This window comes from Microcoleus sp. B5-D4, assembly GCF_036705145.1.
In the GTDB taxonomy this organism is placed as follows: domain Bacteria; phylum Cyanobacteriota; class Cyanobacteriia; order Cyanobacteriales; family Microcoleaceae; genus Microcoleus.
Genome location: NZ_JAUBTV010000034.1, coordinates 1 through 25,081, shown reverse-complemented (window position 1 = coordinate 25,081; position 25,081 = coordinate 1). Strand labels below are relative to the sequence as shown.

General features: G+C 45.7%; 21 protein-coding genes and 1 pseudogene. 8 read left to right on the top strand and 14 right to left on the bottom strand.

What is annotated here, in order from left to right:
* Positions 1-122: 122 nt before the first annotated feature.
* Positions 123-518, bottom strand: coding sequence for a response regulator (locus QUB10_RS17225; RefSeq protein ID WP_006632892.1), 396 nt, complete (start codon positions 516-518; stop codon positions 123-125).
* 1,508 nt (positions 519-2,026) lie between these two features.
* Here QUB10_RS17225 and QUB10_RS17220 point away from each other — a divergent pair.
* From QUB10_RS17220 to QUB10_RS17210, 3 genes are all read left to right on the top strand, one after another.
* Entirely contained in the window at positions 2,027-4,579 is a 2,553-nt protein-coding gene (locus QUB10_RS17220) for a DNA topoisomerase (ATP-hydrolyzing) (protein ID WP_333203927.1), read from the top strand.
* A 263-nt stretch (positions 4,580-4,842) separates the two neighbouring features.
* On the top strand, positions 4,843-6,330 hold the full coding sequence (locus QUB10_RS17215; RefSeq protein ID WP_333203925.1) for an ATP-binding cassette domain-containing protein: 1,488 nt from the start codon (positions 4,843-4,845) through the stop codon (positions 6,328-6,330).
* Between the two features lie 126 nt (positions 6,331-6,456).
* Positions 6,457-6,609 carry a chlorophyll A-B binding protein gene (locus QUB10_RS17210; protein ID WP_194063436.1) on the top strand — a complete coding sequence of 51 codons (153 nt, stop codon included), beginning with the start codon at positions 6,457-6,459 and terminating at the stop codon, positions 6,607-6,609.
* A 213-nt stretch (positions 6,610-6,822) separates the two neighbouring features.
* Here QUB10_RS17210 and rpoD read toward each other — a convergent pair whose 3' ends face one another.
* Positions 6,823-7,989, bottom strand: coding sequence for an RNA polymerase sigma factor RpoD (gene rpoD, locus QUB10_RS17205; RefSeq protein WP_190735350.1), 1,167 nt, complete (start codon positions 7,987-7,989; stop codon positions 6,823-6,825).
* Positions 7,990-8,278: 289 nt separating this feature from the next.
* Between rpoD and QUB10_RS17200 the strand changes: the two genes are divergently transcribed.
* The gene (locus QUB10_RS17200) at positions 8,279-8,527 is read left to right on the top strand and encodes a hypothetical protein (protein ID WP_333054807.1); all 249 of its coding nucleotides are present in this window, start codon (positions 8,279-8,281) and stop codon (positions 8,525-8,527) included.
* A 148-nt stretch (positions 8,528-8,675) separates the two neighbouring features.
* Here the strand turns inward: QUB10_RS17200 and QUB10_RS17195 are convergent, their stop codons facing one another.
* The 6 genes from QUB10_RS17195 to trxB all read right to left on the bottom strand — a co-directional run bounded on the left by QUB10_RS17195 (position 8,676) and on the right by trxB (position 14,081).
* On the bottom strand, positions 8,676-8,840 hold the full coding sequence (locus tag QUB10_RS17195) for a hypothetical protein (RefSeq protein WP_223300711.1): 165 nt from the start codon (positions 8,838-8,840) through the stop codon (positions 8,676-8,678).
* Between the two features lie 255 nt (positions 8,841-9,095).
* Positions 9,096-9,239: a hypothetical protein gene (locus tag QUB10_RS17190; RefSeq protein WP_333203922.1), complete on the bottom strand. Its 144-nt coding sequence runs from the start codon at positions 9,237-9,239 to the stop codon at positions 9,096-9,098.
* Positions 9,240-9,644: 405 nt separating this feature from the next.
* Positions 9,645-10,268 carry a DUF4276 family protein gene (locus tag QUB10_RS17185; RefSeq protein WP_333203920.1) on the bottom strand — a complete coding sequence of 208 codons (624 nt, stop codon included), beginning with the start codon at positions 10,266-10,268 and terminating at the stop codon, positions 9,645-9,647.
* A gap of 33 nt (positions 10,269-10,301) precedes the next feature.
* Positions 10,302-11,501, bottom strand: a complete 1,200-nt coding sequence (locus QUB10_RS17180) for an AAA family ATPase (RefSeq protein ID WP_333203918.1) — start codon at positions 11,499-11,501, stop codon at positions 10,302-10,304.
* Between the two features lie 147 nt (positions 11,502-11,648).
* Entirely contained in the window at positions 11,649-12,533 is an 885-nt protein-coding gene (locus tag QUB10_RS17175) for an ABC transporter permease (protein ID WP_333203959.1), read from the bottom strand.
* Positions 12,534-12,710: 177 nt separating this feature from the next.
* Complete coding sequence (trxB, locus tag QUB10_RS17170) at positions 12,711-14,081, bottom strand: thioredoxin-disulfide reductase (protein WP_333203916.1); 1,371 nt, start codon at positions 14,079-14,081, stop codon at positions 12,711-12,713.
* Between the two features lie 584 nt (positions 14,082-14,665).
* On the opposite strand from trxB, the gene QUB10_RS17165 reads away from it, so the two are divergent.
* A complete protein-coding gene (locus QUB10_RS17165) occupies positions 14,666-15,682 on the top strand; it encodes a methyltransferase domain-containing protein (RefSeq protein WP_333203914.1) in 1,017 nt (338 codons plus the stop codon).
* A 106-nt stretch (positions 15,683-15,788) separates the two neighbouring features.
* Here QUB10_RS17165 and QUB10_RS17160 read toward each other — a convergent pair whose 3' ends face one another.
* Complete coding sequence (locus QUB10_RS17160) at positions 15,789-15,968, bottom strand: hypothetical protein (protein ID WP_333203912.1); 180 nt, start codon at positions 15,966-15,968, stop codon at positions 15,789-15,791.
* A 150-nt stretch (positions 15,969-16,118) separates the two neighbouring features.
* On the opposite strand from QUB10_RS17160, the gene QUB10_RS17155 reads away from it, so the two are divergent.
* A complete protein-coding gene (locus QUB10_RS17155) occupies positions 16,119-16,358 on the top strand; it encodes a helix-turn-helix transcriptional regulator (RefSeq protein WP_172186452.1) in 240 nt (79 codons plus the stop codon).
* Between the two features lie 59 nt (positions 16,359-16,417).
* On the opposite strand, the gene QUB10_RS17150 is transcribed toward QUB10_RS17155, so the two are convergent.
* Together QUB10_RS17150 and QUB10_RS17145 are read right to left on the bottom strand one after the other, a co-directional pair.
* Positions 16,418-17,527, bottom strand: a complete 1,110-nt coding sequence (locus QUB10_RS17150; RefSeq protein WP_333203910.1) for a diguanylate cyclase domain-containing protein — start codon at positions 17,525-17,527, stop codon at positions 16,418-16,420.
* Between the two features lie 379 nt (positions 17,528-17,906).
* Positions 17,907-18,401, bottom strand: coding sequence for a DUF427 domain-containing protein (locus QUB10_RS17145; RefSeq protein WP_333203908.1), 495 nt, complete (start codon positions 18,399-18,401; stop codon positions 17,907-17,909).
* A gap of 113 nt (positions 18,402-18,514) precedes the next feature.
* Between QUB10_RS17145 and QUB10_RS17140 the strand changes: the two genes are divergently transcribed.
* Complete coding sequence (locus QUB10_RS17140) at positions 18,515-19,795, top strand: GH25 family lysozyme (protein ID WP_333203906.1); 1,281 nt, start codon at positions 18,515-18,517, stop codon at positions 19,793-19,795.
* A gap of 898 nt (positions 19,796-20,693) precedes the next feature.
* The gene (locus tag QUB10_RS17135; protein ID WP_333203904.1) at positions 20,694-22,652 is read left to right on the top strand and encodes a cation:proton antiporter domain-containing protein; all 1,959 of its coding nucleotides are present in this window, start codon (positions 20,694-20,696) and stop codon (positions 22,650-22,652) included.
* Positions 22,653-22,792: 140 nt separating this feature from the next.
* On the opposite strand, the gene QUB10_RS17130 is transcribed toward QUB10_RS17135, so the two are convergent.
* The 3 genes and pseudogenes from QUB10_RS17130 to QUB10_RS17120 all read right to left on the bottom strand — a co-directional run.
* Complete coding sequence (locus QUB10_RS17130) at positions 22,793-23,191, bottom strand: response regulator transcription factor (RefSeq protein ID WP_333203902.1); 399 nt, start codon at positions 23,189-23,191, stop codon at positions 22,793-22,795.
* Between the two features lie 139 nt (positions 23,192-23,330).
* Entirely contained in the window at positions 23,331-24,059 is a 729-nt protein-coding gene (locus tag QUB10_RS17125; protein WP_333203900.1) for a response regulator transcription factor, read from the bottom strand.
* 633 nt (positions 24,060-24,692) lie between these two features.
* Positions 24,693-25,007, bottom strand: a pseudogene (locus QUB10_RS17120) (CHAT domain-containing protein); the annotation flags it as partial.
* Between the last annotated feature and the right edge of the window lie 74 nt (positions 25,008-25,081).

Here is a 25,081-nt window from a genome sequence, read left to right as displayed (position 1 = left end):
AGAGTTTAAGCAAACTTTGTAAATAAGAGAGTTTTAATTGTTTGTTGGTTCAAACGAACAATTCTTTCTTCCTTCTTCCTTTTTCCTTCTTTCTTCTTATTCCTTCTGCATATATGGTTCACTCAATCAGGCAGCAAAGCCTTGATTTGATTAACAAACTCTTGATGGTCTACCACAGGTTTAGAGATGTAACCGTCGGCACCGCTTTGATCCAGAAATGTTTCTTTATCACCAGCCATCGCGTGAGCAGTCACCAAAATAATCGGCAGCGATGCCGTTTGCGGGTCAGCTTTGAGCAGTTGAGTAATCTTAATGCCGTCAACAGATTTGCCCTGGTACACGCTGCGGGAAAGAGACACATCCATTAAAATCAAATCAGCTTCGCCGTTGGCAGCAATTTGCATCACCTCTTCAACATTTTCCGTGTGCTTCACGGCTAAGCCCCCCCGCTTAGTCAGAATTTTGGAAAAAACCCGAGCATTAACCAAATCGTCCTCTACAATCAGAACGGTTTTCATAAATAAATATGGGAAGTATAGAAACTTTGTGACTTTAGTCCAAAGAGGAACACGACACGGGGACTACATTCCCCGTCAAAAATGCAGAGTTTTTAGCGCCATCAGCCGGGAACCCTGCAAAACCCGTATGTATATCCTTGAGCCACTAGCTGTGAGAGGGTTTACAGATGCCTAGAAGCATCCAGTACCATCATTTAGACTACTACACACAGACAGTTTAGTTGTTTTTTATAACTACACCTGGCACTGGTGAGAGCCTCAAGATTCTCAGGTAGCAGGTTTCTAGTACAATCTAGGACGCAGGGACGACGCCTCGCAACCCGGTTTTTGCTCGTTTCGGCCGGCTATAACGAACTATTGCTATGAAAAAACCCGGTTTCTGACTACCCGTGCGTCCTGGACTTATAATATCCTCTCTTTCGGTAAAGCCTCCGGCTTCTACCATTTTAGATTTTAGATTTTAGATTTTAGATTTTAGATTTTAGATTTTAGATGGGAACTGATTGACTGGATATCAGTTTGGATCACGGGCCTACAGTTGCATTATTTTTTGAACTGGGATTAGAGTCGGGAATGTGTGATAATTATTTTCCTTCTTCCTCATTAGAATCAAGCCATGTTTATTCACGTACTCCCGTCGCCACAGCATTCGGAGTAGCGAATCTAGCGGGGATTGGTGGGGATTGTTGGAGATTCCTAATTCTCAGTTTTAACCCCTCAAAAACGGCTTAAAATATCGATGCTTGCGTTCATCAAGGGGATGTCAGACTAGGAGATATCGCCAGGAGAGCTTTTGAGTGATGAATTCATCAATATCGGCATTTTTGACACTCTCAGCGAGTCAGGGCCACGCTCTATGGTTGAATAAGCCCAAAACTTGGACTTCACTCATAGTCCAGTCGCCTCTACACGCTCAGAACAAGTACCAGTACCAGAGGTATTCAAATTCCGCTTACTTTTCTTTTTTAATAGTTTCGGAGTTCATCACGCTTGCCAAAATACGGTAAGCTCGATCTTCAACCATTGCTGCTTGATCCACGCTACGGCTGTACCGAGACGAGCTCAATGCGGGGTTTCTCCTGAAGAGAATATTTCTTCGTGTAGATGGTTATTCCTAATTGCAATTAAATTCTATCATGGATTGACGGGGACTCAAGTCCCTCGTGACGCTTTCCTAGGAAAAGCTAAAGCCTCACTAGGTTCTGAGTTTCGGGCATTCCGTGTTCTCCTGTGAATCAACCTTCTCACGGCAGAAGGTAAATAGACAGGTAGGCACAAATGAAGGCAACATAGAGGTTAGGGTAAGAGTGGAGAGTAAGAGGCAAGTGTTGCCCGTCTTCGGGACTCTGATTCTGCTTTCACAAGTTAAGTTTATTTTTATTCTTCAACTGGGCGGTTGGGTCGAACTTTCGGTTCGCCTGCGGCAAAGGCTTTTAAATCGAGACAGGGAACCTCGGCATTATTGACAGAGGCTGTTTTCACTCAGGAATTAACGGACACAAGGACTCATGGCTAAACAACTCAACCTACTTTCCGGGCAAGTAATTTCTACGCCTCTGCACGCCGAGATGCAGCAATCGTACCTCGAATATGCCATGAGTGTGATCGTCGGGCGAGCTTTGCCTGATGTCCGCGACGGTTTAAAACCTGTTCACCGTCGAATTTTATATGCGATGCACGAACTCGGTCTGACGCCAGACCGACCTTACCGTAAGTGCGCCCGGGTAGTTGGAGATGTTTTGGGAAAATATCACCCCCACGGCGACCAATCGGTTTACGACGCTCTGGTACGCATGGTTCAGGAGTTTTCGAGCCGCTATCCTTTACTGGCGGGTCACGGCAATTTCGGTTCGGTGGACAATGATCCGGCGGCTGCTATGCGCTATACGGAAACTAGGTTAGCACCGATCGCCCACGAAGCTATGCTAACCCAAGTAGGCGATGCAACTGTTGATTTTACTGCTAACTTTGACAGTTCGCAGCAGGAACCGACGGCGCTGCCTGCTCAGTTGCCGTTTCTGTTACTCAACGGCTGTACGGGCATTGCTGTGGGGATGGCAACTAATATCCCGCCGCACAATTTGGGGGAGGTGGTAGACGGTTTAATTGCTTTGATTGAAAACCCGGAACTATCCGACGAGAAGTTGATAGAACTGATTCCGGGCCCGGATTTTCCAACCGGAGGGGAAATCGTCGCTACAGAGGGCATTGTTGACGCCTACACTAAGGGTCGAGGCAGCATTGCGGTCAGGGGTGTGGCCGGGGTGGAAGAGGTGCCTGGTAATCGCAAGGTGCGTACTAAAACGGCGATCGTGGTGACGGAGTTTCCGTTTCAGGTAAATAAGGCGGCTTGGATTGAAAAGGTGGCGGAGTTGGTCAATGCTGGTCGCCTTGACGGTATTTCTGATTTGCGTGACGAGAGCGATCGCGAAGGCATTCGAGTGGTGATTGAACTCAAGCGGGAATTTACTCCAGAAGCGGTTCTCGCTCGCCTTTACCAACAAACTGACCTACAAACAAATTTTGGGGCGATTTTGCTGGCAATTGTCAACGGTCAACCGCGACAGTTGACGCTCAGACAATTGTTGCAGGAATTTCTGGATTTCCGGGAAGTGACTCTTACCCGCCGCTACAATTACGAGTTGCAGGCTGCAGAACGCCGGTGTCATATTGTCCAAGGCTTAATGTTGGCTTTGACAAATCTCGATACAGCGATCGACATTCTCAGAAATTCTCCTGACGGCTCTACTGCTAAGCAAACTTTCCAAGTTCGCCTCAATTTGAGCGAAAGTCAAGCTGATGCGATTTTGGCGATGCCTATGCGTAGGCTGACTGGTTTGGAAAGGCAAAATTTGCAGTCTGAGTTTGATGAGTTGATGGCTAATATTCAAGAATTGCAGCGGTTGTTGAGCGACAGGCGCGAACTTTTGAAGGCTTTAAAGAAGGAATTTCGATCGCTAAAACGCAAGTACGCTGACCCCCGCCGCACTAAATTCGCCAATGGAACTGCACGCGCAGCAAACGCCGAATCACAATTTGCTGGTAAGAAAAATTCTGGGGTGAAGCAGTTGTCGCCGGCAACGATTCAGCCGAACTTATTGCCAGTTCTAGAGCCAGAGGAAACTATTGTTGAATTTTCGCACAAGCAGTACGTGCGGCGCTTGCCGGTTGGGGAAAAGCCACGCTCGAAAAGTCGCGAAAAATCGGTTTCAGCTTTAGAAAAAAATGAAGATTTTATTGTGACGGCAAATCTGACGAAAACCGATCGCACTTTGGTCGTTTTAACTCCTAACGGCAAAGCTTACCCGCTGAAAGTGGCCGATATTCCTAGTAGTAGTGCCAAAGACCGGGGAACGCCGATCGTTAGTTTGTTGTCGCCGAGTGCTACTAAAGACAGTGCCGATCGCGCTTTGTCGGAAATCACAGTTGCACACTTTATTTTGCCGGAAAATTCGGAAGCCGCAGATTTAGTAACTCTGACTCAGCAAGGAAAAATTAAGCGCTTGGCGATGCAGGAATTTGCTGATTTGACTAATCGTGGGGTTACTGTTGTTAAACTCAAGGAGGACGATCGGCTGCGCTGTGCGAGTCTGGGTAAAGTTGGCGAGCAAGTGGCGATCGCAACTTCAGGAGGCAGAGTCCTCCGGTTTGAGATTGATGATGAACAACTGCCACCAATGGGCCGCGCGGCCCAGGGTTCTCAAGTCACCAGGTTGCGGAAGCAGGAAGAGTTGGTGGGTTGCATCACTCTTTACCCGGACGACAGTCTGGTACTATTTTCCGAGTTGGGTTGGGCAAAACGAATGCCGGCAGGTTCTGTCAGACTTACTAACCGGGGGGAAATTGGCACTCAAGCTTTTCGCTTCGCAGAGCCTAAAGATGCTTTAGTTGGCTTGCTGCAGGCTGTTCCGGGTACGGATGTCAAACTTTTTACTAATTCTGGCCGCCTGCTGCGATCGACTATTGATGCTATAGCTTTTTGGGGGAAAGATGCTGCGGGCGATCGAGTTTTTGACCTCAATCCGGGTGAAAGAATCATCAAAGTTATCAGCAGTCAATAGTCATGGGGCATGGGGCATGGGGCATGGGGCATGGGGCATGGGGCATGGGGCATGGGCCAAACAGGGCATTGAGGAATTAATCTGACTTCTTCCATCTGACTTCTGACTTCAACATCCATCCGTTAAATCATTTAAATCCTTTACACTGCTCGTTCCCCAACTTCCTCCTTCCTTGAATATCTCAATTACCAATGCCCAATGCCCAATTCCCAATTCCCAATTCCCCAATCTAAAATCTAAAATCTAAAATCTAAAATTGTTTAATGGCGCAAGTTGTATTAGAAAATATCTACAAAAGTTTTCCGCTCCGCCAAGGAGAACAGGAAAAAGAAGCAAACACCGTCGCAGAAAGTGTCTCACCTATAGCCGATCGCCCTGCGTCTAACAGCGTTTTGCGGCGCATTAACCTGACGGTCGAAGATGGGGAATTCATGGTGCTGGTGGGGCCTTCTGGCTGCGGAAAAAGCACTTTGCTGCGATCGATCGCCGGTTTGGAAGTTTTGACGGCCGGCAATATTTGGGTTGGCGATCGGCTCCTTAACGATTTGCCTCCTAAAGACCGAAATATCGCTATGGTATTTCAAAATTATGCTCTCTATCCTCACTTAACAGTTTACGATAATCTCGCCTTTGGATTGCGCCGCTCTGAAAGGGAGAAGGAAGAAGGAAGTTCGGCAACGGATTCTGTAACGGATGTAACGGATGTAACTGATAGAAGGAAGAAGGAACAAGGAACAAGGGAAAAGGGAGCAGCTAGAAGGAAGCAGCTAGAAGGGAGCAGAGAGAAGGGAGAAGAGACAGAAAAAGAAAAAGGAAGCAAGGAGAAGGCAGAAAAAATCAGGAATCAGGTAAAAGAGCTTATTAATTATTTAGCTTCTAATACTTTAAACAACGAGCGAATATATGCTTTATGGGAGGATTTTTTGGTAGGAGCGACTCGCAAGTTGCCTCCCGGTTTGCGCTATTTGTCGGAACGGGAAAAGGCTGTAGGAAAACGAGTGCGGGAGGTAGCTGAATTATTGCAAATAGAATCTCTTTTAAATCGCTTGCCAAAACAACTTTCGGGAGGGCAAAAGCAGCGGGTAGCTTTGGGTAGGGCGATGGCTAGAAATCCTGAAGTTTTTTTGATGGACGAACCGTTATCGAATCTGGATGCGAAATTGAGGGCCCAAACGAGATCGCAAATTGTGCAGTTGCAGCGACAGTTGGGAACTACAACTATTTATGTAACTCACGACCAAACTGAGGCGATGACTATGGGCGATCGCATTGCTATTATGAAGGTCGGCCAGATTCAGCAAGTAGCTCAACCTCTAGAGCTTTACAACAAGCCGGCTAATCTGTTTGTGGCTGAGTTTATCGGTTCTCCGCCGATGAATTTTTTGTCTGTGGAATTTAGTGCTCCGCTGTTGATTTCTCACCCGCAATTTCGCTTTACTTTACCCGATATTTGGGCAAAAAGTCTACAACAATATGACGGGCGAAGGCTGATTTTGGGCATTCGGCCGGAACATCTGAGCATTAACCCTCCGGCTACCAAAAATATTTCGGTACAAGTGGAAATTGTAGAGGCTTTGGGACACGAAACTTATTTGGGGGTTTGTTTGACGGATGCTCCAGCCGTGCGGATGCAAGTGCGGGTTCCTCCTGAGCGATCGATCCGAGTTGGCGAGGAGCTTTGGTTGGCTATCGCCCACGACAAGATTCACTTGTTTGACCCTGATACCGAGTTGGCTATTTTTCCTCGTTAGGCAAAATCATCAAGGTCGATCGACCGTTGTGACCGATATCACTCATCACAAGCTTGCACTTTTTTCAAGTCACTGTTATATTTATTTACATAAGCCTTACAAAAGTTAACGAAAGGAGTTCGCACTATGCAAGAACAAAAACGCAACGCTTGGAACTGGGGCTTCAGCGAAGGAGCCGAAAATTGGAACGGTCGTTTGGCGATGATTGGTTTCTCTGCCGCTGTCATCATCGAATTGGTTTCCGGTCAAGGCGTGCTTCACTTTTGGGGCCTGATGTAATTTTCTAGTTAAGACTTTTGTGACAATGCAAAGCTTGGGAGTTCCGTAACGGACTCCCTAAATTTTGGCAGCGCGATTTGGGCCACAAATAGCCAATTGCTCCCTGCAGTTAGCAGCACAAAATTTAACAGCTCTAGCTCAAACCGGGTCGGGGGGTTCCCCCCCCCCCAAAAGAGTGATAATCACTCTTTCGGGTGATGCTAGCAAATTACTCTAGCGGATATATTCTTTCAAGATGCTGTTCCGGTTGGGATGGCGCAACTTCCGCAGAGCTTTAGCCTCGATTTGGCGAATCCGCTCACGAGTGACGTTAAAGATTTGACCAATTTCCTCCAAGGTCTTCATCCGTCCGTCATCTAAGCCGTAACGCAGCCGCAGTACATCTCGTTCTCGGGGGCTGAGAGTATCCAAAACGCTTTCCAAGTCTTCCCTGAGCAAGTTTTTCGAGACTTGATCTTCTGGTGTTTCCCCGTCAGATTCAATAAAGTCTCCCAGACGCGAATCTTCCTCTTTGCCGATCGGAGTTTCTAGAGAGATGGGCAACTGTGCGGACTTAGCGATAAACCGCAACTTCTCGATCGTCATTTCCATGCGGGTAGCAATTTCTTCTTCCGTAGGCTTGCGACCCATTTCCTGAGACAGGAGTTTGGTAGTTTTCTTGATCCGCGAGATGGTTTCGTAAAGGTGAACCGGTAGGCGGATAGTGCGGGATTGGTCGGCGATTGCCCGGGTGATGGCTTGACGTATCCACCAAGTTGCGTAGGTAGAAAACTTGTAGCCTTTTTCGTGATCGAATTTTTCAGCAGCCCGGATCAGACCCAAAGAGCCTTCCTGAATCAAATCTTGGAAAGACAAACCGCGATTCATGTATTTTTTGGCGATCGACACCACCAAACGCAGGTTAGATTGCACCATTTTCTCCTTGGCCCGACGGCCGACGTGGAGTCGGTGACGGAATGCAGGAAGTGCCATATCTACAGCATTAGCCCATTCGCTGTCTTTGGGTTCGCGGTTATACTCTTCGAGAAGTTGTTCTCGAACTCGCTCTAATTCCAGCAAATCTGCAATTTTGCGCGCTAGTTCAATCTCTTCGTCAGCTCGCAGCAGTCGAATCCGACCGATTTCTTGCAGGTAAAGACGAATAGAGTCTTCAGTATAATGCTTTTTCTTTGCCTGTGCCCGACGGCGGGCTTTGGCGCCTTTGCCAGATTTAGGGTCTTCCTCAGATTGAGAGTCTAAGAATTCTTCTCGATCGTCTTCTTCGTCGATAAAGAGCTCTAACTCGCTCTCAGGTAGAACGCTTTCGGCGCCCCGAAGCAACTCGATTGTTTCCATTTCCGGTGTAATTGTGGTTTCGAGTACGGTGTTAGCCTGGATCATGCCGTCTTCCTCATGCTCCTGAATTAAAGAATAAATAACAGTGGAATAGTGTCTGTTTGTAGTTTAGACAAGTTAGCCAGTATTGACATTCCCGCAGGAAAAAATAGTGGGATTTTCGGTCTGCTAGCTGAATCTGTTACCGAAACAGCACCTGTTTTATGAGTCACAGTTCGAGTTCTGGCTTGAAGCAGGCAACGCATTCAATCGATCGCAAATTTTAACATCGCGACCTTGAATTGAGCTAGCGGCTTTTTCTTTCGGAACGAGTTACCACATCATCTGCGATACCTTGCCCACAGAAGCAAACCATGAAGTGCGATCGATCGCACTTCCAAAAATACTGGCTTTTTTACTCGGTACTTCGAGCTTTTACCCGTACAAGTTTTCCCGCACGGAACCCTCTAACTTTTGTATTGGAGGTATCGAACTTTTGATTCGCCTTGCTTTCACTCTGGTTGTCAGACATGACAGTTGCACGGCAAATTTTCGCCACCTTGGATGTCGGTCTGCTGCCTCAAATGCAACAGCAGAGGGTTGAAGCACCAAAAGGGGAGAATCGGATCTTGCCAAGACCTTCCCGATTGTAGCCTTTCTCACAAAAAATGGAAGTTGTTTTCCATTGTTTATCAAGAACTAGGAAAACTCTGTCAGCTTAGCTTGACAATACTAACTCATGTCCGGCTCTGCTAAATCCTGAGAACGGCCCGCAAAAACTTTGGCACGATCGAACGGCGCTGTTTTCTGCGTATATCTGGGTGAACGGCTGCGGCGTAGTTGGCCAGACAGTTAGCAGACAATTTTTGAGTTGCCCAAATTGGAACCAATACAATCCGTGTAGATACACCCATCATTACCCTGTTTCCCTGAATTGAATCATACGCAATCTGCGATTGAATAAAGCTCGTAGCTTTAGTTTTAAGCCGGCCACTCTGGATTAGAGACCGACTCTGACCCCCTATGAAGCGTTGCGGGTTGAGTAGTGCAACAGGGGCTTTAATTGTTAAGTTAGCTCAAATCTCAGAAATTGGCTTTAATTTTGACGTTAAATCACATTAAGTTCTTAACGTCACATTCTTATTTAAGCAGTTCGACACGAGTTTGTCGCGTCAGTGGCAAAAACCACCAGGATAAATTCTACTGAGAGTTAAGCCACCGCGCCACTCTCGGCTGCGGACTTCTCTAAATTTTTTGGCTTTCGGTTCGCACTTGCGCGATCGCACGTTTCTCTCACAAACAATACAATTAGCCATCTCCCGGAAGTATAACTTCACGATTCCTTTAAATATATCGTGACAGTGTGAAGATTCGATAAACCCCTTTAATTAAATTTAGATAGCATTCCCGAATTGTCTGGATAATTTCAAGCAGACGAAACAAAAGCCACAGCGGGCGTTGCTGCAACTGTCGGCCGATGATAACTCCCCCAGGGAAGAAAAACTTATCCAGTTAGCGATGTGCTTGCTATTGTTAGAGAGGGCATAAACTGCAGGAGGCTTAAACAAGGGAAGGGTAGGACGCTGGTGCGATCGCTAAAACTTTTGTTACATTTATTTACAGCGTGTCCTCCGAAAGCGCGGATCTAGGTTTGAGCTCTAAATTATTTATCGCCCTCCTAGGTCAGCAATGACGAGAGCGAAAATTGTCTATAAAGTTGATTATACCTGCTTACTATTGATGATTTCTAATAAACCTTGATAAAAGACTTTGAAGCTTTTAGAGAGATTTGATTCAGGATTCATATATTTAGAAATTTCGCTAGAGGCTTTATATTTTTCTAGTCCTCCCTGATGGTATCCAGCGTTCCGTAATACTCTTTCTAAAGCCTCCCAGGTGCCTCCTTTGATAGCATCAGGCTCTCGATATTTTTTTTGATTAGCTAAATTGGGAGAGACTTTAGGGTAAGCTTGGCGAATTGCTTCAACATCGCCGAAAAACCACGCTTCTAATTCTTCAACTACAATTCGATTTAAGACTTGGAATGATTTATCTTTTTGACAGGAAGATTTAGTGATTAATCCCGATGATATTGCCATTATTTCTAGTTGTTGTTTTAATTTGAGACAATCTTCTCGATCTTCATCTATTAAAATAACAATTTTCCAATCAGGCGGAAGCCATGCTTGATAACCTTTCAAACGGTTAGGCAATTTAGCCAGTAAATCTGTTTTCCCTCGAAAAGCATGAATTTTATAGGTAACAGTCGATGGCAAAATTTTGGGCAAAAGCTGGGTTAAAGCTGATTCTAGGGATGCTTCTTCCACTAAAAACTCAAGATGCAAAATGCTCGCCTCCTCATAAGTTTCAGGTTAAAATCATTGCGGTACACCCGCATTTTTGAGGGGATTTCCCACATCAAAGAAATCTTCCATCCACAGCGATCCGAGTAACGAACCGTTTTCTATGAATTGTTTGATTCCCGGCATATCGGCGGTTTTTTTGGCTTGAGTATAACCTTTTTCATCTCTATATAATACCCATAATTCTTCTGGTTTTAAACGATCTACAAAAAAGGGAGAATGGGTTGTTATCATTAATTGAGTATTCGCCGAAGCCGAACGACATTCTTCTGCAAGCTGAGGTAATAATTGCGGATGCAAATGATTTTCTGGTTCTTCTATTCCCACTAATTGCGGGGGATTGGGATCGAATAAAACTGTCAAATAAGCTAAGAGTTTTAACGTACCATCGGAGGCATATTTTGCCAAAATGGGATGAGAAAAAGGAGCATCTTTAATTTCCAACAAAAGTCTGCCATCCTGCATGACAAGAGCCTCGACTTTTTCGAGGCGTGGAATACGAGCAGAAAGGGTTTTTAGTATTTGTTCTAACCGTTGGGGATGTTGTTCTTTTAGGTATTGGATAACATTAGGTAAATTGTCACCAGTGGGGGACAATCTTTCCTGTGCACCTGCTTCGGGAAGGCTGCGGGTATTATCTGCGGTTAAATAGGATAAATACCAACCTGTAATAAAGCGTCTTAATGCGCTGACGCGAGGATGTTTGGCAAATTGTCCTAATGTATTTACTGCTAATAATTCAGATGATGCTAGTTGTTCGGTTATCCTTTCGCCTTCTTCATCAGGAGTTGCGCCACTAATGACTTGTCCTTCGCCTTTTTTGAAATCTAAAAAGCGAAAAGGTTTACCTTGACCTCCTCGTCTCCACTGTAACCATTCTTCAGCGATAAAAGGACGATTATTTTCTTCATCTATGGCGAGATAATAGGTGATTAACGGTGATTTTGATGTCTCTCGATATTTTAATTCAATGATGATACAGCCTGTACTATCTCTGGTGCGTAATTCTCGAAATCTGCCTCGTCTATCCCATGCTTTTCTGAGGCTTTCGGTGAAACATTCGGACAGGAAAGCGAAAACATCAAAAATAGTTGATTTTCCGCTGCCATTTGGTCCTAAGAAGACGGTTAATGGAGTAATATTTTTAAGTTCTAGATTATGTAAAGCTCGGTAATTTTGGACTTTTAGATATTCTATGCGTGGAACATTTTTCATGATTTCGCCTCCTTAACTATACTTGGTGTTTCTTGGATAAGTAGGTCGTTTTCATTAAACCTAAAACGCTTTTTCGTTAGATTCCCGACTTCTCAAAGAAGTCCGGAATCTGGGTGTTTGGTTTTTTGAGATTGTGCTACAGAAAAATTACTGCTGATTCCGCAGGCGAGGATTCACAAACTCGTTTAATCCTTCTCCCACCAAAGACAATCCCACTACCATTAAAGTCATCGCCAAACCGGGAAACAAAGCTGTCCACCAAATGCCAGTAGGTAGCGCATCTAAAGCTAAACGCAAGTCGTGGCCCCATTCGGGAGTTGCTTCTGGAAGTCCTAATCCGAGAAATCCCAAACCTCCTAATGTTAAAATTGCATCGGCAGCGTTGAGCGCAAACAGCACCGGTACGCTCTGAATCACATTCAGAAACAGGTAGCGCGAAAGCACTGTCCAAGTGTCAGCACCCATTGCTCGCGCGGCTTCGACAAACAATTCGGTTTTGACGCTGACGGTGTGATTCCTGACGACGCGGTAGTATTGAGGGATGTAGGAAATGCTCAGGGCGATCGCAGCATTCAAAACTCCTTTTCCCACTACAAACGCTAACGTCAAAGACAGCAGCAGCCCCGGCAAAGTATAAATTGTATCCATTAAAAATAACAACACTCGATCGAGCTTACCGCCCAAATAACCGCTAACCAAACCCAGCGGCACACCGATAAACAAACTCAAAGATGTGGCTAAAATTACCACTTGCCAAGCAGCGCGAGAAGCAAACAGCGTGCGGGAAAACACATCGTAGCCGCTGCGGCTAGTACCAAACCAATAATTCGCCGACGGCGGTTCGTGGATGGGGTTACTCAAAGCCTCGGTAGGATTTTGCAGCCATCCCCAAGCTTGCATAGCTGGAGACAAGGTTGCTACCAATATAAACACGGCAGTTATTGTCAAACCTGCCCACATCATTTTCATTGACAGGCTTGACGGTGAGGCACTGTTGAGAAATCGCGGCAGTCGGAGGCGGCTTTGAGCCATAATTGATAATTCGTGCGTCAGATTTGTTTTCATCAGCATATCAATATTTACCGAAAACCATAGGAAGACTTTTTAACCGGAGATGAACGCAGATAAACGCAGATGTAATCTTATCTGCGTTTATCTGTGTTCATCCGCTGATATCTGCGGTTAAAAAGTCTTCACTAATTTGCCTTTCTACAAATTACTAGCAATTAACTCGCGGTACTGGCTTTTCGGCTTAACTCCCTTGAGCTCAGTCACCAAAGCTTTGTCTTTGAAATACTGAATCGTCGGCGTACCAATTACGCCAGCATTTTCAGCAATTTCTGGATCTTCTTCGATGTCAATTTCCACGTAGTGGATTTTGCCCTCGAACTCATCTACTACTTTGCTCAAAATCGGCTTAAGGCTGTGGCAAGGGCCGCAAGTCGGAGCGGAATATTTGACCACAATCAGTCGATCGCTATCGTGGAACAACTTCCGCAAAGCATAACCTCCTTCGTGGCGCGTGTCTTGGATATCAAAGTTCTCGCTGGTTTTGCGTACTTTTGGAGCTTCCGGCGCTGCTGTGGGTTGCTCGGATGCCTCGGTTTGATGGAATTCCTGCGTTAAACCGTTAACTGACAGCCAACGTTCTGCCAGCATCGCCCCCATACAACCGCTACCGGCGGCGGTGATTGCTTGGCGAAACTCGTGGTCTTGCACGTCGCCGACGGCGTAAACTCCCTCGACGCTGGTTTCTACCGAACCGTGTTTGGTAACGATATAGCCTACTTCGTCGAGTTCTAACTGACCTTGGAACAGTTGAGTGTTGGGAGTGTGACCGATCGCGTAAAACAATCCTTTCACCAGCAAATCGCTCTCAGTGCCGGTCACGATATTTCTAAGTCTCACCCCGTCCATTTTGCCACCCGCTTCGCCCAAAATATCCACTGCTTCGGTGTTCCAGTGCACGGTAATTTTGGGATTGCTCAGCACTCGGTCTTGCATGGCTTTGCTGGCGCGCATTTGATCGCGCCGCACCAGCATATGTACGTGAGAGCCGTATTTTGTCAAATAAATAGATTCTTCCGCTGCTGTGTCGCCCGCGCCGATGACAGCTAAATCTACTCCTTTAAAAATTGGGGTAGCACCGTCGCAAATCGCACAGGCAGAAATGCCGTGACTCCAAAATACGTGTTCGCTAGGCAGCCCCAGCCTTTTCGCCGTCGCGCCTGTAGCGATTACTATCGTGTGGGTTTTGATTTCTCTATCTTCTGATCGCACTGTAAACGGACGCTTGGTCAAATCCACCGAAATTACATCTTCTGTGTATAATTCGGCACCCCAGCGCGCTGCTTGAGCTTTCATCCGATCCATCAGTTGCGGCCCGGTGATGCCTTCGGGAAAGCCGGGAAAGTTTTCGACTTCTGTGGTGGTCATCAGTTGACCGCCGGGGACGCCTCCCGCTTGGTAGCCTTCAAAGACTACGGGTTTCAGGTTTGCCCTCCCGGCGTAGATTGCTGCGGTGTAGCCTGCTGGGCCTGAGCCGATAATTACTAAGTTTTCTACGGTTTGTTCGGTCATAGCTATTTATTCAAACTCATAACGACTTCGTTTTACTAATTCTAGCAGAGTTCGAGCAAGTTTGGTTTGATGCCATTGTGCGATCGAGCATCTGTATCTATTGTTGAGGGTCGATCGGTCTTCGGGGCAATTCCGGCTACTTTAATAAGCAAAAACAATCTAAAAGTCGATTTAGTTTTAAATGTTCGATCTATTTTGACCTCTCAATTGTTAAGCAAATCTAAAGACGACCAAAATTATTGACTTCATTCTCAATTATTTTACCTATTTACTTGTTTTGAGGCTTGTGGTACGATTTTCATAATCCAGGGGCATTATGACTAATTTTACTTTTTGACGCTGAAAGCTTTTAAAATCGTAAAATTAACGAATTCGCAAATGTAATAAGTACAATTATTTATGCAAAATCCGTATTTTATGGTTTAAGAATTGTAACGCAGATTTTGCCAGATTTGACAAAATACAGTATTTGTGGTATGCAAGGTGCAAGCGGGGGGAAATTAGAAGGAAATTTTTAACCGCTTTGGAAGCACAGGCGGGACGCCCGTGCCACGATAAACATAGAATTTTGTAATTGTGTCTAGATGGATAAAACCAAGATATTGTTTGTGTGCAGTCAGAATAAGTGGAGAAGTTTGACTGCCGAGAAGATATGCGAGAATGTTAGTGGCTACAGTGTGCGATCGGCGGGAACGGAAAAAGGTGCAAGAATTAGAGTAACTGAGGGTTTGCTGGGCTGGGCGGATTTGATATTTGTGATGGAGAAGAAGCATGGCGATCGACTTCGCAGCAAATTTCCCGAAAGTCTCGAAGGCAAGAAAGTTATTTGCCTGCAAATCCCGGACAATTACAAATATATGGAACCGGAGTTAGTCGAGCTTTTGCAGGCGAAGCTCAGCCTCTATATGGAAATGCCAGAGAACGAGATAAATTTTATGCAGCGAGTTTTGGAACCGGAAGTGATGGATTCCTTGGAAGAGGCGATCGAATACGATTCGATGGACTTTGCTGACGTTAATGCTGCTTTTGCTCAGAGTGCTGCGGCGTTGGGGCCGGTTTTTGGAAACGTTTTGGATGCGGGGACGGGTACGGCGAGAATTCCGATCGCCCTTTGTCAACTCCGGCCAGCATGGAAATTGACTTGCATTGATTTGTCGCCAAATATGCTGAAAGTCGGGGCCCAAAATGTGGAAAAGGCGGGCGTGCGATCGCAAATCAGTCTCGAATTAATTGATGCTAAGGCAATGCCGTATCCAGACAGTTATTTTGACATGGTGATTTCCAACAGCATTATCCACCATTTGCCCGATCCGCTGCCGTTTTTGCAGGAAATCAAGCGGGTGTTGAAGCCGCAGGGAGCAATTTTTTTGCGGGATTTGCTGCGACCGGAAAAAGCGGAAATCAGGGATAATTTAGTCAATCTGTATGCAGGAGATTGCAACGCGCATCAGAAACAGTTATTCAGCGATTCGTTGCAAGCAGCATTTACGCTGGATGAAGTTGAGGAGATGATCCAAAATGCCGGGTTGGATGGGTTGAGGATTTATGAATCTTCGGACAGACACTGGACGGCAGAACGTGCTTGGTGCGAGTCTTTGTAGGCACGGGACGATCGTCCGATAAAATTTCAAATGAGAATAGGAGCGATCGCGCCTTTCGAGCTATGCGCCTTACCGTTGGGCGATCGCTTCCAAACTCAAAACTAATTTACGAGCGATCGCCCGGATCGAACACGACTATTAGGCGAGCTTCCGGCAACAACTGTCGCAAAATGCGGATCTGACCGTCTGCATCCGACCAACTGCGAAACCGACCCACGACGCTTCTTTGTAAATTGGGAAGCAGGCGAACAATAATCCAGGAATTCAGACGCTGTTTGTAAGGCATAATCGATTCATGCTCCTTTCCAAAGGGGTATTAGAGCCAGTCCTTGTACTTTCCACGGTTCTGGACTGGCTATTAAACATATTGTCTAATCAATTTATTGTTTAGTCAAGATGCTTAAGCATCTTATATAAAAAATGTGCGATCGAGGATATGCCGAAAAAGCCCGTTCCGCGACCTGAAGATGAAGAGTCGCATTTGAAGAAGCTCAGGGAAGAACTGGAGATGAGTCAAGAAGATTTGGCCCGAGAGCTTGGCGTTTCGTCGCAAACCATCAGCCGTTGGGAGTTGGGGAAGAATGTGCCGACGTTCACCGTCAAGCAGATGAAAGCTTTGGAGAAATTGCTCGCTAGCATCGGCAGGTCGATCGGGGATTTGCCAGACAATCTGTGATCGAAACCATTAAACCAGCCCACGGATAAATCCGTGGATCACTTTTTCCAATCTAAAATCTAAAATCTAAAATCTAAAATCACTCGATCGCGCCCTCGGTCTTTAGCTTGATAAAGCGAACGGTCTGCCGCCGCAAGCAGTTTTTCCGGGGAAGTTTCGGGCTGAGGAAACGTGCTCGCTACCCCCAAACTCAGCGTCACGAAAGAACACACCGCTGAATTAAGGTGTTCGATTTCTAGTTCTTTTACCCAAACTCGAATTTGCTCTGCAATCCAAACAGCTATTTCTGACGAAGTGCGGGGTAAAATTACCGCAAATTCTTCACCTCCGTAACGAGCTACCAGAGTCTCCCCCGAAACTGCCCCTGCTGAGTAATGTACAGCCTCAACAATAGTTTTGGCTACCTGTTGCAAACAAGCATCTCCCGCCTGATGCCCGTAAGTATCGTTGTATGTCTTAAAAAAGTCAACATCGCATAAAATCAAAGATAGTTCTGCTGCTGCTTCTCCCAATTCTTGCCATTTTTTCTCTAAGTATTCGTTAAAACAGTGGCGGTTGGCAATCTGAGTTAAGCCATCTAAGTTGGCAAGGCGATACAATTCGGAATTAGCTGCTTTTAATTGAGAGTTAGCTGCTTCTAACTCGGATTGCGTGAGGGATAAATTGTAATAAAGTTCGCTCATAGACCAAGTAGCTTGTTGGTGAATTTGGGATAAAGCTACCCACAGTTGATGCACGTCTAAAAGTCGGTAAACTTGAGGTTCTAACTGCACAACAATCGGCTCGTAAAGCAGTTCCGGCGGTCGCTGCACGGAGCGCTGAGCGGCCATGACAATTAAGGCTACTCCTGGTAAAATCAAAATATCGGTTTGAGCTATTTGATACAAGGCTATAATCGGTCTGCAAGCAAATATATCTACTCCGTAAGGGCGGCTCATGCGTTCCATAAATCGCCGACGCGATATCATCCCTAAAAATTCCCCATTTACGGTCAAGATAACTCCCGGAAGCAGCGGGTGAGATTGAAACAACCGAGCTACTTCTTTGGCGAGATATGAGGAGTCAACCTGAAAATTGAATAGAGCCAGATCCTTAAGGGTAGACTCTAAAGATAAATTTTGGGGTGAGTTTTCTGCCGAGTTAGACGGCTCAATAAATTCAACAGACACAGCGCAGATCCGAATAAACAATAAACCAGCAACAAAGCTAGTGTCAGCTATTAAATTATATAATTATTTATTTATTACCAGTGACCGTATTCTTTACTACACTATTTATTTAAGCTGCGTTAGTTTCTGCCGTGCCTGCATTGTATTGATTCATCCTCACTCAATTATAGATTTATATTTATTGAATTATTACTCAATTTTTGACTCTTGGTTTTTTGCGCCGTAAAACAAACCAGTTTCTGCACGAGTCCTCAACTCATTCACGGGGCACAAAAACTCAAAAAACCAGGTTTTTAAACCGGGGTCGAGGCTGTAACGAGGTTTTGGGTAAAAAAACTCGGTGTCTGCCCCTGTCCTCAACTCAAAACTCAAAACTCCCTCACCACCCCCAAGTTCCTGGCCCTCCCTTAAACGGGCCGACAATATCTTTGGTAATCCAGCCGCCGTAAAAATCCCCTGGTTGAGATTGCACTAATTCCCCGTCCACATAACAGGCATCCATCTTGCTCGGATAAAAAGCCACATAATCTTTAATAGCTGCAAAAACCTGATTAGGATTGGGATAAAACCAAGCAGCATTGACTACTTCTTTCGACTCTACGGTCACAGTGTAATAACCGGCTTGTCCCTTCCACTCGCACCAAGAACCCCGTAAAGTTTTGTGCAAATATTCCATTTTGATGTCATCGGGGCAGATATAGTAGGCAGGAGGGTGACTGGTCTCCAATACCCGCTGAGGACGGCGCGTGTCGGCGATCGTCACTCCATTAAAAATTATCTGTACGTGTTTGGTCGATTCCTCAAGCCGAGGGGGACGCGGGTAATCCCAAACAGACTCTTGACCAGGGCCGGGCTCTATTCGATCGAAGTTCATGTGCACCATCTCCCCTCCAAAAAAAACAATTAGCGACTTAGCATTACAAATTAATGTACCCTTAATCGAGTCGCTGCTTCAGAGCAAACCAGCTTTTCTCAACTCTTTGTAATATGAGTATTCGCGGTATAGATGTTTCCGACTACCAGCCCAATGTCAATTGGCAAGCAGTTGCCAGGGATGGTATTACCTTCAGTTTTGTCAAATCGACCGAAGGTGCAACCTTCGTTGCCCAAACTTTCGCTCGCAATTGGGCGGCGATGAAAGCGGCGGGGATTCAACGCGGTGCTTACCACTTTTTTCGACCTGCAAGCAGCATTCAAGGACAAATAGATTTGTTCTTGAAAACTGTAAAACTCGAAGCGGGGGATTTGCCCGCAGTCTTGGATATCGAAACTACAGGCGGTTTGAGTGTGGATCAATTGTGCGATCGAGCCGCAATTTGGTTAGAAGCAGTCGAAAAAGCCACCTTGATGCGGCCGATTATCTACACTTACCCCGCTTTCTGGGACAACTTGGGGACAAAACGGTTTGCCGATTACCCGCTGTGGATTGCTCACTATACCACTGCTGAGGAACCTTGGGTTCCCGGCGGCTGGAAAACTTGGACTTTTTGGCAGTACAGCGACAGCGGCAGCGTCTCCGGCGTATCGGGCAATGTAGACACCAATATTTATGAAAGCGTCCGAGAAGGCGCCGTAAGTTATAAAGTTGCAGACATCCAGAGGGAATTAAGAATTAAAGGTTTCTATCAAGGCGCGATGGACGGTAAATTTGGAGCCAACACCACAGCGGCGCTCATCTCGTTTCAGAAATCTCAAGGTCTGAATCCAGACGGCATTGCCAGCCTCAAAACCTGGGCCGCTTTGATGCGAAAATCTCCCAAAGTAGTTGTCCCCCCTCCAGCGCCGACACCCACTCCGCAGCCGACTCCCACTCCGACTCCCACTCCCATATCAGACGTGCGGCTGACTCAGATATTTTCGTCTTATCAAGCTAAGGCTACCCAAGATACTGCCTTAATTTGGCTGCAAAGTCAGGTTCCTACCTCTGTTTTAGCGGACTTTGCTCAAAAATGGCGGGCAACTACCTTACCTCAAGACAGTAATTTGCGATTGATAGATGTGGGCAAATTTTATCGCGGTTTAGCACAACAAGACCAAGCTTTAGATTGGCTGCAAAAACAAATTTCTCCGGCTATTATTAACGAGTTTGCACAAAAATGGCGCTCTCAATCTATAGTCACTAATTCTCCGATTCGGCTGATAGATGCGTGCAAATTTTATCGGGCAGCACCAAACCAAAACCAGGCTTTAGATTGGCTGGAAGGGCGAATTTCGCCGACCATTCTATCGGAGTTTTTTCGCAGGTGGCAGAATGCCACTCGATTATAGATTTGAAATTTTAGATTGACTCTACAGATGAATCTTGCGATTTTAGATTTTATATCATGTCCGATCGAGTGACCGCGATTAAAAGGGCGGGTTTTTGAGATGGTCAATTATTGGCCGGTATTGTTGGTGAACCCGCCCCTACCTTATTAGGGGTAATCGACCGGACATAATATTAGATGGGAACTCTACTCTAAAGATGAGTCTGAGGGCGATCGATTAGATTTTAGATTTTAGATTGACTCTACAGATGAATCTTGGGATTTTAGAGTTTTTTAGATGGAAACTACTCTAAAGATGAGTCTGGCGGCGATCGATTTGAGATGTGAGCTTTTTGATTGGAGATTGACAATCAAGCATCTAGGATACAAGCCCCCGGATTCATTCCGAAAGCAGACTCAGGACCGGTGAAATAAAAAACCTGTAAGCTGTCGCGCATTTAAATTGTAGATTGAGGGCGGGCGGGACGCCCACCCCACAAGACTTTAAAAATTTTTGACATACCATTTAAATGCCGCAACAGCTTATCCGATGAAACTTGCCCCCCGAATTTATCCGTGGGGTCAATACTTCAATTCTAAAATCTAAAATCTAAAATCTAAAATCTAAAATCGATTGACTCCCCATCAAAATTCGTCAAATCCTCTCCCTCTGTGCCCGCATCCCCATCGGACTCTGGAAAATAACAGACAATTTCTGGCTTAGCTACAGCTAGCTGCCATCTTTGACGCCAAGAGAATTATCTGATAAAGTTATAGCGACTATCAAGGTTTTTTAATCTTATTGGGAAAAATCCAGGGCCGTGCCGAGTTTGTAAGCTGCGCCGAAAATAGCGCCTGCACTCAAATTACCCGCGATCGCACATTTAAAACTAAGCGGGCAGCCTGTAACAATTATATCTATGGAAATCTCCTTTAACATCACCCTGTTGATGGTCATGACCGTCATCTGTGGCATCAGCGCTCAAGTTCTGGCCGCTTATCTGAAAGTTCCGGCGATCGTCTTTTTGCTGTTGTTTGGCATTTTAGCCGGCCCAGACTGCTTGGGAGTGCTGCACCCGAATCTGCTGGGCAGCGGTTTGGAAGTTATGGTATCCCTTTGCGTAGCTTTAATTCTCTTTGAAGGCGGCTTGAATTTGGAATTGCGAGATTTAGGCAAACTTTCCGGCAGCATCCGCAATTTAGTTACGGTAGGCACTTTAATTACGCTCATAGGCGGCGGAATGGCCGCACACTGGTTGGGAGAATTTCCCTGGCCGATCGCATTTCTGTATGCTTCTCTAGTAGTCGTCACAGGCCCGACAGTAATCGGCCCTTTGCTCAAACAAGTATCCGTTGACAAACAAGTTGCCGCCTTGCTAGAAGCAGAAGGCGTTTTAATCGATCCTGTCGGGGCAATTCTGGCAGTATTGGTGCTGAATATTATTTTGAACGGCAATGCTGATTTGCTGGTTTTGTTCCGAGATTTAATCGTGCGACTATTAGTTGGCGCAGTCATCGGAGTTACGGGAGGTTGGCTGCTGGGATTCATTCTCAAGCGATCGCAATTTCTCTCAGAAGACCTCAAAAACTTAGTAGTTTTAGCCGGTTTGTGGGGATTTTTCGGCTTAGCAGAAGAAATCCGCAGCGAATCGGGACTGATGGCAACAGTCCTCTCCGGCATCGTCCTCAGAGCCGCTGCTGTGCCCGAAGAAAGGCTGCTGAGGAGGTTTAAAGGGCAACTCACAGTCCTGGCTATTTCCATGCTGTTCGTGCTGCTGGCGGCCGATTTATCCCTCGCTAGTGTGGTCGCCCTCGGTTGGGGAAGTTTGTTTACAGTTTTAGCTTTAATGTGGGTAGTGCGGCCGATCAATGTTTGGTTGTGTACTTGGAACAGCGGACTAAATTGGCGACAGAAATTATTTGTTTGTTGGGTAGCGCCGAGGGGAATTGTCTCAGCGTCGATCGCATCTTTATTTGCAATTTTGCTCACCCAGCGGGGAATCAACGGTGGCGACTCGATTAAAGCCTTAGTTTTCCTAACAATTATTATGACAGTTTTCGTCCAGGGACTAACCGCCGGCCGGATCGCTCAACTGTTGGGCATCACCTCAAAATCGGCAACTGGTGCAGCAATTGTAGGGTCAAATCCTTTGAGCAGATTAATTGCTCGCTTGTTTCAAGAACGCGGAGAATCGGTGGCAATTATCGACACAAATCCCGAAGCTTGCGAACAAGCAGAACGAGAGGGTTTGCGGGTGTTTTTGAGCAGTGCTCTCGACCACAGCGTGTTAGAAGAAGCCGGACTGGAATCGATGGGAACTTTTTTGGCAATGACTAACAATGGCGAGGTAAACTTAGTGTTAGCTCAGCGAGCAGCCGAAGAGTTTGCACCGCCGAGAGTTTTGGCAATATTCCCCAAAGATCCGCAAACAAATACGCCTGCAAATCAGGCTAAAATCAATCAAGCTTTTGTCTCCGATTTGTCGCTGAAGGATTGGAACGAATATTTGAGCGACGGCGAAGTAAAATTGGGGGAAACTGAGTTAAAAAGTGAGGGATTGCAGTTTCAGATTGCTCACTTGCAAGCTTTGGTTCAAGCCGGGGAGTTGGTGCCGCTGCTGCTGGAAAGGCAGGGGTATTTGCAAGTAGTGTCGGCAACCCAGATTTGGCAAGCAGGCGATCGAATTATTTATTTGCTGTACGATCCGACACCGAAATTGTTGAAAAGATTGTCTGGTTCGTCGCAGTCTCGCTTGACTTTGGAAAAGCATCAGGTAGTTGAAGAAGTGCCGATTCCTTCTCCGGTTTTAGAGGAGGTTTTGGAGTCAGCGGAAATAGCAAAGGATGCTAAAGTTTTGCAGCCGCCAGTTTCGCGGTAAGGGTTAGTATCCCGATCGTACTCTGTAATCTGCTTGTCGCGATCGTGGCTTTGCTTTCATCGGTCGGCATAAAAATACAGTAGGTAAATTGACCAGACTATAGCGGTGTTCAATTTACATGATCTCATAATGATGATTCTTCAATTAGAAACTACCGTGTGATTCCGAGCGATCGGATTGAAAATGTAACCGTATCCTTGAGTAGTTTTAATGAAATTCGGCACTGCGGCATCGACTTTAGCCATTTTCCTGCGAATCAGACGGATATACACGTCCACCACTTGCTCGTCTCGTGCGTCATTGCATTTCCATCCCCAAACTTTTTCGATTAGCTGTTGGCGACTCCAGGCTTTACCCGAATGAATGGCTAAAAAATGCAATAGCTGAAATTCTAAAGGTGTGAGAGCTAAAGTTTTCTCTTTCAATCTCACCTCTCTACTCATTAAATCGATCGCTAGTTCACCGAAGACAAGATTGTAGACGGGGGCGTCATCCTCTACAACCAGAATTTTGGAAGTTCGAGCGGTAGATATCGTCATAATTTTTGACTCTATTGCGAATATTTCAAAGTTCAAGAAAGCGAGTAACTGTCTTTTAATTAGCCCTTATATCTCCCCTTGCCCCCTTAATAAAGAGGGGAAGATGGTTCAAAGTCCTCCTTCTTAAGGCAGGACTGTTTCAATTACAAACTACCTTGTTACTCCGAGCGCTCGGAGCGAAAGTGTAACCGTATCCCCGAATAGTTTTAATAAAATTCGGAACAGCCCCATCGACTTTAGCCATTTTCCTGCGAATGTGGCCGATATGCACGTCCACCACTCGTTCTTCTGCTGCATAATTAGATTTCCAGCCCCAAACTTTTTCGATTAGCTGTTGGCGGCTCCAAGATTCACCCGCATGAGTTGCCAAAAAATTTAATAGCTTAAATTCTAAGGCTGTTAGAGTCAAAGTTTTCTCCTGCAATCTCACCTCCCTACTCACTAAATCGATCGCTAGTTGACCGAAGACAAGGCGGCGCGGACTAACGGATCTCGCCCGCCTCAACAAGACTTCTACTCTCACTGCCAATTCTTCAAGAGTAAACGGTTTGCAAATAAAATCATCGGCACCTGCTTTCATGATTTTAATCCGATCTTCTTGGCCGGTGCGGCTGCTCAGAATCGCGACTAAAACATTAGTTTGACTCTGCATTTCTTGGCAGAGTTTATACCCAGTTGTGTCAGGTAAATTCCAATCCAAGATCACCAGAACTGGGTTGAATTCCTCAAAAATTTCGAGAGCTGTTTTGCCGTCTGCCGCAACTTGTACTTGATATGTCTGGTTCAAAAAGCGGTAGACGAGAGTGCGGACGGGGGCGTCATCTTCTACAAGCAGAATTTTGTGATTTTGACCAGCAGATCTTGTCATAATGTTCGACTCTCTTGTTAGTTAATGGTGCCAAGTTAGGAATTGTAGGTTCAAACTCTGTTCTAATTAGATTCATTCTTTACTTAAATCTTAAGCAGCTCAGATCAAAAAATCATTCGTTCTACCCACAGAGTTGATGAAGTATCAGGTGCAAACTTGATTGCGGGAAAGTGCAACGTATGTGAATATCAGGACTTACGCATTGGGACGTAGTTCTGTCCTTCTGAGTGAAACGAAGAATCTCCAGCCCTAGAAAAAGTTAAACCGATAGTCCGGCAGGGGTTTTAACCCCTGCCTCAAAGCGAAAGTCCTCGCTATGAGGACCCAGAAGAAAAGTCCGGGTTTTCCACCCCCTTGATGATTCGGCGGTTGAAACCGCTACTACACACACGAAGTCTGCCTCCGCAGACTAAGAAATAAAGAGGGTATTTAAGTTAGATTTGGTATTAGTCCTCATAGCGAGGACTTTCGCTATAAGCCCCGTGGAATTCATTCCCGCTAAGGACTACCGGGTGGGCGGGAGGACTGGGCAGATGACAGCTTCAGATAAACCTGCAAAAGTGCTGTAAAAACAAACGATTGCGATTAAAATTTAGTAGAAAAACATTGAGCTGATTCGCTATTGATAAAAACTTACTCTGATTCCCCAATAAGAGTAAATGCCGCCCAATTTCGCGGCTGGGGATGAGTTTTCATCGTGGTTAACATCGCTTGCCGCAATGCCTGTGCTTTGTCGGGATTATTTTGCAAGTTTTGGTAAAACGACTGCATCAATTCCGATGTCGGCGCATCGGGAACCGCCCATAAAGAAACAATTACACTCGGCACTCCTGCTGAAATCAAAGCGCGCGACAAGCCAATCACGCCATCCCCGGTAATTCTGCCTTCTCCAGTATTGCAAGCACTCAAAACGACTAAATTTGCTTGCAGTTTCATATCGAAAATCTCTTACTGCTTTTTTAGACATTTTATGACAATCTCATGCAAACGAGTAGTTATAACCATCGTTACGATGAACGGGT

Bases quoted from the DNA above. Each gene is read 5' to 3' on its own strand.
- QUB10_RS17225 (WP_006632892.1), bottom strand. From the start codon at position 518: ATGAAAACCGTTCTGATTGTAGAGGACGATTTGGTTAATGCTCGGGTT.
- QUB10_RS17220 (WP_333203927.1), top strand. From the start codon at position 2,027: ATGGCTAAACAACTCAACCTACTTTCCGGGCAAGTAATTTCTACGCCT.
- QUB10_RS17215 (WP_333203925.1), top strand. From the start codon at position 4,843: ATGGCGCAAGTTGTATTAGAAAATATCTACAAAAGTTTTCCGCTCCGC.
- QUB10_RS17210 (WP_194063436.1), top strand. From the start codon at position 6,457: ATGCAAGAACAAAAACGCAACGCTTGGAACTGGGGCTTCAGCGAAGGA.
- rpoD (WP_190735350.1), bottom strand. From the start codon at position 7,989: ATGATCCAGGCTAACACCGTACTCGAAACCACAATTACACCGGAAATG.
- QUB10_RS17195 (WP_223300711.1), bottom strand. From the start codon at position 8,840: ATGATGGGTGTATCTACACGGATTGTATTGGTTCCAATTTGGGCAACT.
- QUB10_RS17190 (WP_333203922.1), bottom strand. From the start codon at position 9,239: ATGGCTAATTGTATTGTTTGTGAGAGAAACGTGCGATCGCGCAAGTGC.
- QUB10_RS17180 (WP_333203918.1), bottom strand. From the start codon at position 11,501: ATGAAAAATGTTCCACGCATAGAATATCTAAAAGTCCAAAATTACCGA.
- QUB10_RS17175 (WP_333203959.1), bottom strand. From the start codon at position 12,533: ATGGCTCAAAGCCGCCTCCGACTGCCGCGATTTCTCAACAGTGCCTCA.
- trxB (WP_333203916.1), bottom strand. From the start codon at position 14,081: ATGACCGAACAAACCGTAGAAAACTTAGTAATTATCGGCTCAGGCCCA.
- QUB10_RS17165 (WP_333203914.1), top strand. From the start codon at position 14,666: ATGGATAAAACCAAGATATTGTTTGTGTGCAGTCAGAATAAGTGGAGA.
- QUB10_RS17160 (WP_333203912.1), bottom strand. From the start codon at position 15,968: ATGCCTTACAAACAGCGTCTGAATTCCTGGATTATTGTTCGCCTGCTT.
- QUB10_RS17155 (WP_172186452.1), top strand. From the start codon at position 16,119: ATGCCGAAAAAGCCCGTTCCGCGACCTGAAGATGAAGAGTCGCATTTG.
- QUB10_RS17145 (WP_333203908.1), bottom strand. From the start codon at position 18,401: ATGAACTTCGATCGAATAGAGCCCGGCCCTGGTCAAGAGTCTGTTTGG.
- QUB10_RS17140 (WP_333203906.1), top strand. From the start codon at position 18,515: ATGAGTATTCGCGGTATAGATGTTTCCGACTACCAGCCCAATGTCAAT.
- QUB10_RS17135 (WP_333203904.1), top strand. From the start codon at position 20,694: ATGGAAATCTCCTTTAACATCACCCTGTTGATGGTCATGACCGTCATC.
- QUB10_RS17130 (WP_333203902.1), bottom strand. From the start codon at position 23,191: ATGACGATATCTACCGCTCGAACTTCCAAAATTCTGGTTGTAGAGGAT.
- QUB10_RS17125 (WP_333203900.1), bottom strand. From the start codon at position 24,059: ATGACAAGATCTGCTGGTCAAAATCACAAAATTCTGCTTGTAGAAGAT.